The 13058-nt window shown below is 35.2% G+C and carries 13 protein-coding genes; 3 read left to right on the plus strand and 10 right to left on the minus strand.

Translation table 11 applies throughout. The features are described from left to right. Positions 1 to 35: 35 nt before the first annotated feature. Positions 36 to 311 (minus strand): hypothetical protein, encoded by a 276-nt coding sequence (locus C7381_RS03685; protein ID WP_116479932.1) that lies wholly within the window; start codon positions 309 to 311, stop codon positions 36 to 38. A 210-nt stretch (positions 312 to 521) separates the two neighbouring features. Here C7381_RS03685 and thiC point away from each other — a divergent pair, with 210 nt between their 5' ends. Further along, a complete protein-coding gene (gene thiC, locus C7381_RS03690) occupies positions 522 to 1820 on the plus strand; it encodes a phosphomethylpyrimidine synthase ThiC (protein WP_116479933.1) in 1299 nt (432 codons plus the stop codon). A 48-nt stretch (positions 1821 to 1868) separates the two neighbouring features. On the opposite strand, the gene C7381_RS03695 is transcribed toward thiC, so the two are convergent. The 6 genes from C7381_RS03695 to C7381_RS03720 all read right to left on the minus strand — a co-directional run bounded on the left by C7381_RS03695 (position 1869) and on the right by C7381_RS03720 (position 6681). After that, positions 1869 to 2969 carry a zinc ribbon domain-containing protein gene (locus C7381_RS03695; protein ID WP_116479934.1) on the minus strand — a complete coding sequence of 367 codons (1101 nt, stop codon included), beginning with the start codon at positions 2967 to 2969 and terminating at the stop codon, positions 1869 to 1871. Between the two features lie 11 nt (positions 2970 to 2980). After that, positions 2981 to 4051 (minus strand): NAD(P)/FAD-dependent oxidoreductase, encoded by a 1071-nt coding sequence (locus tag C7381_RS03700; RefSeq protein ID WP_116479935.1) that lies wholly within the window; start codon positions 4049 to 4051, stop codon positions 2981 to 2983. Between the two features lie 78 nt (positions 4052 to 4129). Next, on the minus strand, positions 4130 to 4834 hold the full coding sequence (locus tag C7381_RS03705; RefSeq protein WP_116479936.1) for a hypothetical protein: 705 nt from the start codon (positions 4832 to 4834) through the stop codon (positions 4130 to 4132). Between the two features lie 10 nt (positions 4835 to 4844). Beyond that, on the minus strand, positions 4845 to 5564 hold the full coding sequence (locus C7381_RS03710) for a DUF5058 family protein (protein ID WP_034546441.1): 720 nt from the start codon (positions 5562 to 5564) through the stop codon (positions 4845 to 4847). Between the two features lie 116 nt (positions 5565 to 5680). Beyond that, positions 5681 to 6337, minus strand: coding sequence for an LrgB family protein (locus C7381_RS03715; RefSeq protein ID WP_116479937.1), 657 nt, complete (start codon positions 6335 to 6337; stop codon positions 5681 to 5683). Next, positions 6334 to 6681, minus strand: a complete 348-nt coding sequence (locus C7381_RS03720) for a CidA/LrgA family protein (protein ID WP_034546437.1) — start codon at positions 6679 to 6681, stop codon at positions 6334 to 6336. The genes C7381_RS03715 and C7381_RS03720 overlap by 4 nt, the downstream gene beginning before the upstream one ends. A 499-nt stretch (positions 6682 to 7180) precedes the next feature. Between C7381_RS03720 and C7381_RS03725 the strand changes: the two genes are divergently transcribed. Continuing rightward, positions 7181 to 8611, plus strand: coding sequence for an APC family permease (locus tag C7381_RS03725; protein WP_034546435.1), 1431 nt, complete (start codon positions 7181 to 7183; stop codon positions 8609 to 8611). Positions 8612 to 8660: 49 nt separating this feature from the next. On the opposite strand, the gene C7381_RS03730 is transcribed toward C7381_RS03725, so the two are convergent. Both C7381_RS03730 and C7381_RS03735 read right to left on the minus strand, forming a co-directional pair. Then, positions 8661 to 9461 carry a bifunctional hydroxymethylpyrimidine kinase/phosphomethylpyrimidine kinase gene (locus C7381_RS03730; RefSeq protein ID WP_116479938.1) on the minus strand — a complete coding sequence of 267 codons (801 nt, stop codon included), beginning with the start codon at positions 9459 to 9461 and terminating at the stop codon, positions 8661 to 8663. Continuing rightward, positions 9462 to 10292, minus strand: coding sequence for a deoxyribonuclease IV (locus C7381_RS03735; RefSeq protein ID WP_116479939.1), 831 nt, complete (start codon positions 10290 to 10292; stop codon positions 9462 to 9464). 127 nt (positions 10293 to 10419) lie between these two features. On the opposite strand from C7381_RS03735, the gene C7381_RS03740 reads away from it, so the two are divergent. Beyond that, a complete protein-coding gene (locus C7381_RS03740) occupies positions 10420 to 11730 on the plus strand; it encodes a DUF2254 domain-containing protein (RefSeq protein ID WP_116479940.1) in 1311 nt (436 codons plus the stop codon). Here the strand turns inward: C7381_RS03740 and C7381_RS03745 are convergent. Continuing rightward, entirely contained in the window at positions 11727 to 13034 is a 1308-nt protein-coding gene (locus C7381_RS03745; RefSeq protein WP_116479941.1) for an MATE family efflux transporter, read from the minus strand. The genes C7381_RS03740 and C7381_RS03745 overlap by 4 nt on opposite strands. Positions 13035 to 13058 lie beyond the last annotated feature (24 nt).

Here is a 13058-nt window from a genome sequence, read left to right on the forward strand (position 1 = left end):
TATAAAAAAGATGCAGCCAATTTCGGTTGCATCTTTTATCTTAATTTTGAAATTGTCCCATCCACTTTGAAATAGCCTATAAAATACACCATAAAAATTAAAATGACAATTGATATTGCGACTATTAAAGCCGCAGCCTTTTTACTATATTTACATTTTAAATTTTCATAAAAATTTGCTATAAGAGCGACGTTTAACACACGCACAAAAACTTTTAGAACGCTTTGAAACGAAATCGAAAAACATGTCACTACATAAAATGTAAGCGTGACTGTTAACGTTTCAAAGAAATAATCAATAACTTTTTTCATTGAACCCCTCCTTTTTATACTGTACCACAAATAAATACGTATGTAAATTATCCATTTTAAATATTTTATTTTTTGTATTATAATGATGTTACGAATATTGTGGGAGCTTTTTGCTGAGAGTAACTTTGAGTTAGACCATTTGAACCTGTAGGATAATGCCTGCGTAGGGATGCAAGAGGAACCCCTGTATTATTGGAGGTTTTTTTATTTATGAAATATAAGACACAAATGGAAGCTGCTAAACATGGCTTTGTAACTGACGAAATGAAAATTGTAGCCGAAAAAGAAGGCGTTTCAACAGATTATTTGTTAGAAAAAATAGCAATCGGCGAAGTAATTATTCCAAGAAATAAGAATCACAACTCCATTTCTCCTGAAGGAATCGGTACAGGATTAAAGACAAAAATAAATGTAAATCTCGGTATTTCTAAGGATATAAATGATATGGACCTGGAGATGAAAAAAGTCGACATGGCTCTCAGTCTCGGTGCCGAAGCGATAATGGATCTTTCGAATTACGGAAAGACTCAAGAGTTTAGAAAGAAACTCCTCGAAAAATCAACCGCTATGATTGGAACTGTGCCAATGTACGATGCCGTCGGTTTTCTCGACAAGGGGCTAAGTTTTATTAAAGCTGAAGAATTTCTTGATGTTGTCAGAAATCATGCCGAAAACGGAGTCGATTTCGTGACCATTCACGCCGGAATTAACAGACAAAATTCAGAAATATATTTAAGAAACAGGCGTGTAAACGAAATTGTTTCGAGGGGCGGTTCCCTTCTTTTCGGATGGATGAAGATGAACGATAGAGAGAATCCATTTTATGAATATTATGATGAACTCTTGGAAATTTGTAGAGAATATGACGTGACACTCTCACTCGGCGACTCGCTTCGCCCTGGTGGTATTGCCGATGCGACTGACCCTGGACAAATTTCAGAACTTATCACTCTCGGAGAGCTTACAAAAAGAGCTTGGGAAAAGGATGTGCAAGTTATGATTGAAGGACCGGGCCATGTTCCGATTGGAGATATTGAAATGAATGTAAAACTTGAAAAAAAACTCTGCCACAATGCCCCTTTCTATGTGTTGGGACCGCTTGTAACCGATATTGCTCCCGGATATGATCACATAACATCTGCCATAGGTGGTGCAATCGCCGCAGCGCACGGAGCCGACTTCCTTTGCTATGTAACTCCTGCGGAGCATTTGAGACTCCCTGATGTTGACGATGTTAAAGAAGGTATCATCGCTGCAAAAATTGCAGCACACGCCGGTGATATTAACAAAATTAAAAGTGCTAAAGAATGGGATCTCGAGATGAGTAAACGTCGCCAAAAACTTGATTGGGAAGGCATGTTCGAGCTCGCAATTGACCCCGTAAAAGCCAGACGATACAGAGCGGAGTCACAACCGACCGACGAACATACTTGCACAATGTGCGGTGCAATGTGCTCTATGAAAAATATGAATTTAATTCTCGAAGGCAAAGATATAAAAATAGACTAATTAAAAGAGCTTGTATTTCCAATTGGAAACAAGCTCTTTTTTGTATAATTATTTTTCGTCACCTGATTTGAAAATTTTCCAAATATCGCTCGACGTACTTTTTAAAAAGTCAAATACATTTATATTTTTTAAATATTCTTCCGCTTCTTTCAGAAAATTTTGCATCGCAATCTTTCCCATCTCGTAACCGTTCCCGATTTTTTCGTAGCTCTTCTTTGAAAAATCCGTTGTAGCTTCAACGCTCTTCGAGAACATTTCCTCAAACTTTTCCTTTCCCATGTATTCGCTCAGCTTCTTCATGTTTTCACTTTTGAAAAACTTATTTATAGAATCCATGTTTTTCTTGTACGCATCATTTAAATATTCCCAACTTTTTTCGGCGCCGTTCTTTACATTTTTCGCCTGTTCATTCGAATAATCAAAAATCGCCTTTGTCGCCTTTTTACCATAGTCGTTTATCGAATCGTAGACATTGTTTATAGTCCTTTTCATCGCCTCAAGCTCAGTATTTTCAGAAATTTCTTTTTCAATATTGTCAACCATCTCATTGAAATCTATTTTATTATAATTTTCAGTGACATAGTTTACCAATTTATCCGGATTCATTTTTTCAAACATTTCTAAGATTTCTTTTCTTCCTTTGTCCAAAACTTCGTTCTCTTGAAACGGTTTTGCAAGAAATTTAAATGGCTCCCTGAAATCAAAATCGTCAATCTCATTTTTTAAATAAGCGATATATAGCCTTGCTTCAAGCGGCGTTTTAAAATCAAGCACTGACTTCTCTTTAAATATTTCTTTTAATTCATCGTGTACTTCGTCTCCTCTGCCCGCTTTGATATATGAGTCGATAATTTTTAGCCTTTTTTCATAATCCATATCTCGAGTTTTTGTCACCGGATATTTTTCCGCAATTTTCTCAAAGTTTCCTTTTTTGTATTCATAGCCGAAGTCAAAAAAGAAATAACTTGCAACTAACACAATCGCAATTATTGCAACGGTCATAAGAAGTGCTTTTGAAAAATACCCAAGTTCGGATTTCTTTCGATTGTGAATGTTAGTAAAATTTTCTTGAGCATCCGTCTTCTCACCGCAAAATCTACAGAACTTTGAATCGTCATCTATTTTCTTTCCACAATTTTTACAATACATATTCCCTCCAGCTATATTTCCATATATTTTCTGTCAATCTTATCCTTGAGCCACCACGAAAGTCTTCCATAAAACGAAAATTTTCCATAGTTCATGATTGCCTTCTTGCCACCGCAATTTAAAATTTGCAAATATTTAAGCTGCGGCTCATAACTCTTCTTGTCTCCACTGTTTTTTAGTGCACTCATTAAATTCTCAAGTAGAAATGGTGCTTCTCTTATTGCAAAAACTCCTGCTTTTGTAAGATTAGGATACTTGTAAATATTCGCCGAGTCGCCCATTGAAAAAGTGCTTTCATCGACCATAAGTCTCTCGTCGACCGTTACATAATTCCTGTTGTCAACATCAAAATCGATATATTTAACATCCACACCTTTAAAGCCTGAGGTGAGAAATACATAGTCAAATTCGTAGTTCACGCTTTCAGTTATAATGGTGTGGTTTTTAATTTCTGTAACAAAGCTGCCTTCAACCAAATTTATATTTTTCTTGTTTAACAACTTTCTAACTTTCTTTCTTGATTTCTCGTTAAAATTCTCCAAAATTTCACCCGAGGTTATAATTGTGATGTCGAAGTTTTTAAACGCCTCTCTGAAAGAAAATGCAAGTTCAACCCCCGACGCTCCGCCGCCTATAAAATAAATCTTTTTCACTTCATCTTTAAACCCTTTTTTTAGAAAACTCTCTTTTGTTTCAATAAGTTCCGAAATCGGCTTCACATTTAAAACTCCGTTATCATCCACCGGAAAATTTACATTTGCCATACTCCCTAAATTGATTGACAAAAAATCATAACTGTATTCATCATTTTCTGTCGTGACCACTTTTTTATTTTTGTCAATCGATATAATCTCCTCTTCCACATAATTCACATTAGCCCGTTTGGAAAGCTCTCTAACATCAAAAGAAATTTCATCTTCCGTATAAATCCCTTCGACAAAACCGGAGAGCATGCCCGAATAATATTGTCTTCCATAATCTGTTATAAGAGTTATATTTATATCTTTCAGTGGAGATTTTATAAGCCTTTTTAAAATATTTATATGCCCATGTCCTCCGCCTGCTAAAATCAAATTTTTCATACAAGCACCTCATATTAATAATACCCCATATTAACCTCGATATGCACAAATAAAAAAAGCCGTCATAGGCGGCTTTTATCAGTTTTTCTTTTCCATCTTTATGATTTTAGCTTTGTATAGTGCATATGCAATTCCCATCGAGATAATTAACATCAAAAGCATTGCATAACCTTCTTTGCCGGCGATGCTTTGAATCAAATATATATATCCGAAAACGAGAATAAGGTCAATTACAGCAACAAGCGGTTTGTTTTTTGCTTTAAAGCTGCCTGCCGATGTTCCTAAAAATGCGGTTATTCCCATACTTCCATAAAGTGCAGGAAGAATATAATTTGTCGCCGTAATAAATCCCGGCTTTTCAAGAATCGGCTTTAAAGGAACCAAAAGCACAACTCCGAGTGCAACAATAAGCATTGTTACCATGCCTGAAACGGTTATTGCAATCATTCCGACAACGTCAGCTTCCTCTGTTCCAGGTTGATGGTTAACGGTGTTTATTGCATTTAGATAGCAAGGGAATTTTATATTCATTACATTTCCCAAAATCGAATTCAAATAGCAGGTTGTTCCTGCAATTGGAATCATTGTAAGTTGTTCTGCAAGCGTTGTCGGTACAAAAAGTGCAAGAAGTGGTCCTGCAACAGATGCTACAAGTGCCGGCTTCGGCCAAATATTGTAAACCGAGCAAATTATTGCAGGTATGCCGAGCATAAGAAGAATTGCGATTAGTGTTGCATAGATTCCATATTTATAAGTTTTTTCCATATAACTGCTTATTTTCATATTTTTCTCCTTACAACAAAATCTTTTCCAAAAATACTGCACTGACCATTCCGATAATAAGTGCAAAACTCATTATGAAATCGCCCAACCATTTTACATTGTATTTTTTTGCAATCCAACTTAAAAGCATGGTTGTTACAGCACTAATGATAAGTGTACAAGCGTGAACTTTTGAAATTACAAATTGTGCCGGAACGAAAACGCTCATCATGCCGACAACCAAAACTGAGAGTAGAAGGTCTATTACAGGAGTATCTTTTTCTCCGGCCTTCACAACTCCAACGTGCATTTTTTTAAGTACAAAAATGTTAAAAATCATTCCACCCATAATCGCAATACTCATGACGAAAAGTATTGCTCCAACTACATCGGCTGTTCCTGTGCTTAGGAAATTGTCAAGCGACGAAAATCCCGCTGCTTTTACAGCTTGGTCTGCCGCAGTTATTTCATACGGAAGACTTCCTACGACCGACAGACGGAACCATGGCCATGGCACGCCCAAGATCGGCACAAGTGTTATGAGTCCGATAATAATCGAAATAGACGGTACAATTGAAAAAATAATCGAACTTCTTATAACCGATTTTATTTTTTCATCTGAGACGCCCAATTCCTTCGCCCTTTTCCTTGCGCGTTTAAAGAAAAACACGCACATTCCGAAAATGGTGGCAAGTGCTATAAACACAAGAACATATAAAAGTTTGCTGTTAAGCACATCCATAATTTTCATAAAATCACCTCTAATAATTTTTTATCGTCACCTATATCTTACCACATTTCTCCGCACTTTTCCACATTAACGTTAAATATAAATAAAAAAAGCGAACTTCGCCGCTTTCTTAAATATTATAAAAACATTCCAAAAATAACTGTAACAATTCCGCTCGCAACCATTGCAAGGCTTGATGCAGCCGCAACTTCGTCGCCCATTTCCGCCGCTTTTGAAGTGCCGATTGCGTGACTTGCTGAACCTAATGCCAAACCCTGTGCGATTGGATTTTTGATTTTAAATAATTTGAATATTCCATTTGATATTATACTTCCGAAAATACCCGTCATAATTATTGCAAAAACTGTAATCGAAGGAATGCCACCAATTGCTTCGCTCAGTCCGATTCCAATTGCAGTTGTTATACTCTTCGGAAGAAAACTCAAAAAATGTTCTTGCTCGAGATTAAACACAAGCTTTATTAAAAATATTGACGCTCCGCTTGTGATTACTCCTACAACTACCCCGACTAAGATTGCTTTTATATGTTTCTTTAGCTTTTTCATCTCGCGTCTCAAAGGAATAGCAAGTGCAATCGTTGCAGGTGTCAAAAATAGATTTATAACATCGGCACCTTCCTTGTAACTCTCGTAATCTATTTTTGTGAATGATAAAATCAAAATTATTGTTATTATACTTAAAAATAACGGATTTAAATAATCCTTACCAGTTTTTGCCTTTAGTTTATTCATCAGCAAGTAAACTATAAGCGTTAATAAAATTCCTAAAATCATTTCTTTTTCTCCACCAACTTTTGTGTAATCACACCGACCGTAATCATTACAATTGCCGTTGAAGCAGTAATGACAAAAATCATTGGAACGGCAACAATTTTTAATACATCTAAATATTTAATAAGTCCAACTCCCGCAGGAACAAAAAGTATCGGCATAATCTTAATCATATAATCGCCCGTCATTTCCACATCTTCTGTTCTTAAAACCTTTAGTTCAAGCAAAGCAAATAAAATAACGATGCCTATAATAGACGGCGGAATTTTTATCGGCATAAGCTTCGCTATAATTTCCGAAATAAAAGTAATGCCGAAATAAATTGCAAGTTCTTTTAATAGTTTCATATTTACCTCCACAGATATTATAACAAAAAATAATTTATTAAACTACAAATTATGTTAACTTAAATTATAAAGCTTTCGTCTATTAAATTTTACGCAGTAGAAAAACAGTTTCAAAATATTTACAAATTTGTTAATTTATAAAATTCAAAAACAGTTATTACTAATTTTTATTTTTTATTATTAGAAATTGAAATCCGTTAAACGCTTAATTTCAAATATATTTTTATATGTTTGCACTCATTTGATAATTATTCATTGCCTTTAATTATATCGAATAATTAATCTTTTTGAAATAATTTAATATTTATATTGTAAACAGTGTTACAAATAGAATAAAATGATTACAGTTTGTTTAATATGCTCAAAATCTCTTTATTTTCTTCCAATATTTTTATATAATGAAAAAAATCACTAAACAAAATGAGATGGAGCAATTACGATTTAACTAATTATAAATCTGAAGTTGCAAATGGTACTAAATTTTTTTAAGGAGGTTCTTATGGAACGACAAGAAAAAAAGATTAGCACGATGACTATGACTTTCATGTGCTTTTCAACTCTTTGGGGATTCGGTAATGTTTTAAACGGCTACGTTTATTTCAACGGTGTTCAAGTAATTATTCCTTGGATTTGCATGTTTTTGTTGTACTTCATTCCTTATGCCCTTATGGTCGGCGAGCTCGGCTCCGCTTTCAAACACTTAGGCGGAGGCGTCACTTCATGGATTCAGGAAACATCCAATGCAAAACTCGCTTATTATGCAGGATGGACTTATTGGGCTGTACACATTGCATACATCGCAGGTAAAGGTTCAGGCGGACTTAAAGCTTTAAGCTGGATTATTTTTAGAAATGCAGACATATATGACAACTTTAAAACTATATATGTTCAACTTGCAACCATAGCAATATTATTTTTCTTCTGTTGGATGGCTACAAGAGGTCTCAGCCCGTTGAAAAAATTGGGTGCTTTGGCAGGTTCAAGCATGTTCATTATGGGAATTTTATTTATAATTATGATGTATGCTGCACCTGTGATAAATCCAAACTCAGCATTTTTGAAACAAGACTATTCATTTGCATCGCTTCTTCCAAAAGTTGACAAAAACTTTTTAAGTAATCTTTCAATTCTGGTGTTTGCGGTAGGTGGTATCGAAAAAATATCTCCGTATGTAAATAAAATGAATGGCGATCCAGCAAAAGAATTTCCTAAAACAATAATGCTCTCAACACTTATGGTTGTTATAAGTGCAATTTTCGGAACAATTGCAATGGGTATGATGTTTGACGTTGCAGAAATCAACGCAAACTTTGACTCCTATGCTGCAAATGGTGCCTACTGGGCATTCCAAAAACTCGGTGAATACTATCACGTTGGAAATCTATTCTTAATCATCTACGCACTCTGCAACATGATTGGACAATTTTCAACGCTACTTATAAGCATTGACGCACCTTTAAGAATGCTTCTTGAAGACCCGAATGCAAATAAATTTATCCCACGTAAACTTCTTAAGAAAAACGATAAAGGTGCATACACAAGAGGCATCATAATGGTTGCATGTCTCTCCGGCCTAATCGCAGTTGTTCAAATGTTCGGACCTGGTGCCGCAACGGTTATGAGACAGCTTACAAAATTAGGCGGCGTTACAATGCCTCTAAGATATCTTTGGGTATTCGTTGCTTACATCGCACTTAAGAAAAATCGCGGAGAACTTGAACGCGGATATTCATTTATCAAAAACAAAGGCTTCGGCATTTTCGCAGGTGCATGGTGCTTTATAATCACCTTGGCTTGCTGTATAATGGGTATGTGGTCACCTGATAAAGTCCAAATGGGATTAAATATTGCAACCCCTGCAATCATAGTTATACTTGGACTGCTACTTCCGATTATTAGAAAATCTGAAGATAAAAAAATTCTCGCATAAAGAAATAATTTAAAAAGGCTGTGAGTAAAAAACTCATAGCCTTTATTTTTTAATCATACATATTCAATTTTTTAAAATCCGGAAGAAGCTCCTCTACTCCTGTTTCATTCTTTAGAATTTCTGAAATTATGTTTTGAGCCACAGAAATCTTCTTTTCATTAATTTCATCATTCGCAGCCAATACTGCAATCATTCCTCCCAAAAGGTCGCCTGTGCCATGAAATTTATTGTGAATATATTTTGATTTTATTTTATAAATATCTTTGCCATCATAAAATGTATTAATGAAATGTTCCCCGTCCGGCTCACCTTTTAGCAAAATATTTTTTGCGCCCATGAGTTTTAATTTTTTCAATATTTCAATTTTTAAGTTCTCGTCATTTACACTAAAATTCGAAAGATCTACTCCCGACAAAATCATACCTTCTGTTAGGTTTGGAAGAATAATTTCAGCGTGCGGTATCAAGGATTTGTAAAACTCAATTTGCTCGAGTCTCGTTCCCGAATAAAGCTTCCCGTTATCGCCCATTATCGGGTCCAAAACGACCTTTGATTCCCGATGCTTGATAACGAAGTCGGTTATTCTTTTTGAGACCTCCACGTCGTCGATAAAGCCGATTAAAGCCGCATTAAAATTTACATAAATGTTTTCAATTGAATCCACATAATTCTCAAACTCCGGCATTTTATTTCGAACGAATCCTTTGTAATTCATAGGTGCCGAAAAGATAGTTGTCGGAACTGAAATCGCTTCAATACCGTTTGCCATAACGACTAGCAGGTTCATTTTAAGAGCGACGGTTCCAATGCCGCATAAATCATTAAATATTATAATTCGTTTCCTTGCCATTTACTTCTCAAAACTCCTTAAAAGTTCAATCTCAACTCTGTGTCCTTCTTCGTCGGTCGGCGTTTCCAAAATAAGCGGGAGCTTTTTTAATCTTTCATCATTTACAATCTCCTTAAATACGTCGATGCCGATGCTTCCCTTACCTATGAGTTCATGTCGGTCTTTCTTTGCTCCACAATCATTCTTTGAATCGTTCAAGTGAAGCGCGACAAGTTTCTCTAGACCAATCTCTCTGTCGAAGTTTAAAAGAACCTCATCGATCCCCTCTCTTATATCCATCCCCGACTCGAAAACGTGACATGTGTCGAGACACACTCCGACTCTTTCCTTTAAATCCACTCCGTCAATTATCCTTTTTATTTCGGAAAAGTTTCGCCCGATTTCCGTTCCTTTCCCCGCCATAGTTTCGATTGCAACAATCGTCGTCATGTCCTCGCGAAGAACTTCATTCAATAAATCTGTAGTAAATTTAATTCCAGCATCAACGCCCTGTCCAACGTGACTGCCCGGGTGAAAATTGTAAATATTTCCAGGCATCATCTCCATTATTTCCAAATCTTCTCTAATCACACTTCTACCGAACTCTCTAACGCTCTCTTTGTCAGAACAAGGATTTAATGTATAAGGTGCATGGGCGACAATTTTTCCGAAATTGTTTTCCGATAAAAACTCATTGAATAGACGCATATCCTCTCCGTCAATTTTTTTCATCGCACCGCCGCGTGGATTTCTTGTGAAGAATTGAAAAGTATTTGCACCGATCTCTTTCGCAAGTTTCGCCATATTAAAATAGCCTAGACCAATCGACAAATGGCAACCTATATATATCATAAACTCACTCTTTTCATAAAATATTTAAATAAACATAATTCTTAATTAATATTATAACATAAATCATTGAAATTGTTTTATTGAAAGACCTTCGCTATTTGTGATATAATTTTTGTGGAGGTGCAATATGGATAATGAATTAAAACTTTTCTTCTATAAAAACAGGCGTTGGATTTATTGTTTGGAATATATATTATATTCCGTGATTTTGCTTGCAATTGTTACATATATCGATTCGAGCTATTCCGGTGCACAGAGTAATATTCCCCGCATCATGCTCTCAAGTGTGAGCCTTGCAAAGACGGTTCTTTCTTCACTTGTAGCAGCTCTTCTAACAATTACAACTTTCACATTCTCGACAATTTTAACAGTTTTCTCTCTCTATCACAATTCATTTACACCACGAAGTGTTGAAAACTTTTTGGACAAGAAGATCACCATGAAAGTGTTGGGAATATTCATTGGCGGTTTTGTATATTGTCTTGTCAGTTTGAATTTTATGGAAGCTTCACATGACCAAAGACTTGTTATTGCAGGGACCATTGGAGTTATTTATGCAATTTGGGCAGCGATTTATTTTGTAATTTTCGTTCAAACTGTTTTAAACGGCATAAATTATACAAATCTTCTTGAAGAAATTTCCGAAAATACAGAAAAACTGATAGAAAAAGAAATTGAAGCAAGAAATTTTGAATATGTAAATGAAGATGAAATAACAAAAAATCAAGTCGAGCTCCTAGCAAATGAAACGGGATATCTTGAAATTATAGGATTTGATAAATTGAAAAGTCTAATCGAAGAGGAGGACGTTGTTTTGACAATCGCCTCTTCAATCGGCGATTTTGTTATGAAAGGTTCAACTATTGCTTATTTAAGTAGAGATGTTTTTGACTACGAAACAATCGAAAAAATTCAAAAGCAGTTTACCTTTACCCAAAAAAGAATTGCAGAAGAGGATTACAAAGAAGGAATTCGAAAGATTTCAGAAATAGCAGTTCGTGCACTTTCTCCAGGGATTAACGATCCGAACACCGCAATTCACTGCATAAGGAAAATATGTATTTTACTTTCTGAACTCGCAAAAGTCGACGGTCACTACCACTATATCGAAACTGACGGCATGGCTCGCATTTACTATACAAGTAAAACTTTCAAGGAAACTTTGGTTGAGCATTTGTATCCGATTTTAAACTATGGCGAATCCGATGCAGCGGTTCTTCGCGCAATATTTCAAGGACTTCTTCTTATAAAAGTAGGTGCAACTCCGACCAACAAAAAAATCATTAATGAAATGTCTGAAGACATCTACAAAAATGCTGCTCAAAACTTCCACAGAGAAATGGATTTGGAGCTCTTTATGGATGTTTATCAAGAGATAATCACAGGCTCGAAGGAAGAAAATGAAATAGAATATGAGATGATAATAAAAAATGACTAGTTTGTACTAGCCATTTTTTTATTCTTAAAAACAATTTTATTCAATAGATACATTGATATAATACACGTAAGCATTTCCGAAACTGCCGGTACAAACCAAATTATGTCACCGCTAAATGCTATCTCATAAATCTTCATTATAATTGTTATAAAAATCGGTGTCCTCAAAAGAGAGATAAAAATCGCAAATTTTCCTTTTCTTAAACTTGCAAATAGTGTTACCATCAAAACATTTATTCCGATAAATATATATGCACTCGAATATTTCATAAGTGAATCCGTTGCATGGTTAAATATTTCTGAGCTTTCACTTAAAAAGAACCCCACTATTTCTTTCGAAAACAATTGAACCGCAGAAATAAAAACTGCCCCTATTAATACAACCGATAAAAATCCCCATTTTACAAGTTTATTTATTTTTACTGTATCATTTCTTCCATTTTCAAAACTGAAAAGAGGAGCAAGACCTTGTGCAATCCCGGTCATTGTAACCGTTGCAAAAATTGATACATATGAAATGACGGTATAGATTATAACGCCATCTTGTCCCATATACTTTTGGAGCGTGGTATTGAAAAGTAAAACTGTATATCCAATCGCAACTTCTGCCATCGCATCTCCAACTCCCAGCGGAATTGTTTTCTTTAAATTTTTAAAGTTTATATTTTTTGAAAAAGCAATATTGCCTCTTCGTTTTAAAAAGTGTGCCGTCATTAAAACTGTACTTACAACCTGTGCAATCCCTGTTGCAAATGCAGCTCCGAAAAGATCCCATCCGAAATCCACAATGAAGATGTAGTCGAGTATTAGATTTGTGAGTGCCGCAACCAAAACAGAAAGTGCTGAAATGATAGGAAAGCCATCAACTTTAACCAATACCTCTAGCTGATATGTTGTCATGAAAAATACACCGAAAGGCACGATTGTCCTTAAATATTCATAAACATAGTCATGAGTTTCACTTGTTGCTCCAAGAAATCCGATTATATCCTTTAAAAAAACAAAAATTAGAACCGTATATAAAATTCCAAATATTAAAATCGAAACAATTCCGGTCGTAAAAACCTCATTTGCTTCTTTTATATTTTTTCGTCCCAAATTAAAGCCGACCAAAGCCTGAGTTCCGATACTGAATAAAATTCCGAGTGCAAAGAAACTTGTGACAATAGGCATTGCAATGTTTACTGCACTAAATTCAATTTCACCGCAAAAATTCGACACAAAAAAACCGTCAACCATCGTGTAAAGTGCATACACCCACATCGAAAGAATCGAGGGGATGATATATTTTAAAAAGCGTTTCATATTTAATTCTCCTTTATTTTCGCA

It is taken from the genome of Ezakiella coagulans (genome assembly GCF_003096635.1).
GTDB classification, from domain to species: Bacteria; Bacillota; Clostridia; order Tissierellales; family Peptoniphilaceae; genus Ezakiella; species Ezakiella coagulans.

Excerpts from the sequence above, each read along its gene's own strand:
- C7381_RS03710 (WP_034546441.1), bottom strand. The coding sequence starts at position 5,564 with ATGAAAATTATGGATGTGCTTAACAGCAAACTTTTATATGTTCTTGTG.
- C7381_RS03735 (WP_116479939.1), bottom strand. The coding sequence starts at position 10,292 with ATGATATATATAGGTTGCCATTTGTCGATTGGTCTAGGCTATTTTAAT.
- C7381_RS03715 (WP_116479937.1), bottom strand. The coding sequence starts at position 6,337 with ATGATTTTAGGAATTTTATTAACGCTTATAGTTTACTTGCTGATGAAT.
- thiC (WP_116479933.1), top strand. The coding sequence starts at position 522 with ATGAAATATAAGACACAAATGGAAGCTGCTAAACATGGCTTTGTAACT.
- C7381_RS03695 (WP_116479934.1), bottom strand. The coding sequence starts at position 2,969 with ATGTATTGTAAAAATTGTGGAAAGAAAATAGATGACGATTCAAAGTTC.
- C7381_RS03725 (WP_034546435.1), top strand. The coding sequence starts at position 7,181 with ATGGAACGACAAGAAAAAAAGATTAGCACGATGACTATGACTTTCATG.
- C7381_RS03700 (WP_116479935.1), bottom strand. The coding sequence starts at position 4,051 with ATGAAAAATTTGATTTTAGCAGGCGGAGGACATGGGCATATAAATATT.
- C7381_RS03745 (WP_116479941.1), bottom strand. The coding sequence starts at position 13,034 with ATGAAACGCTTTTTAAAATATATCATCCCCTCGATTCTTTCGATGTGG.
- C7381_RS03740 (WP_116479940.1), top strand. The coding sequence starts at position 10,420 with ATGGATAATGAATTAAAACTTTTCTTCTATAAAAACAGGCGTTGGATT.
- C7381_RS03730 (WP_116479938.1), bottom strand. The coding sequence starts at position 9,461 with ATGGCAAGGAAACGAATTATAATATTTAATGATTTATGCGGCATTGGA.
- C7381_RS03720 (WP_034546437.1), bottom strand. The coding sequence starts at position 6,681 with ATGAAACTATTAAAAGAACTTGCAATTTATTTCGGCATTACTTTTATT.
- C7381_RS03705 (WP_116479936.1), bottom strand. The coding sequence starts at position 4,834 with ATGAAAATAAGCAGTTATATGGAAAAAACTTATAAATATGGAATCTAT.
- C7381_RS03685 (WP_116479932.1), bottom strand. The coding sequence starts at position 311 with ATGAAAAAAGTTATTGATTATTTCTTTGAAACGTTAACAGTCACGCTT.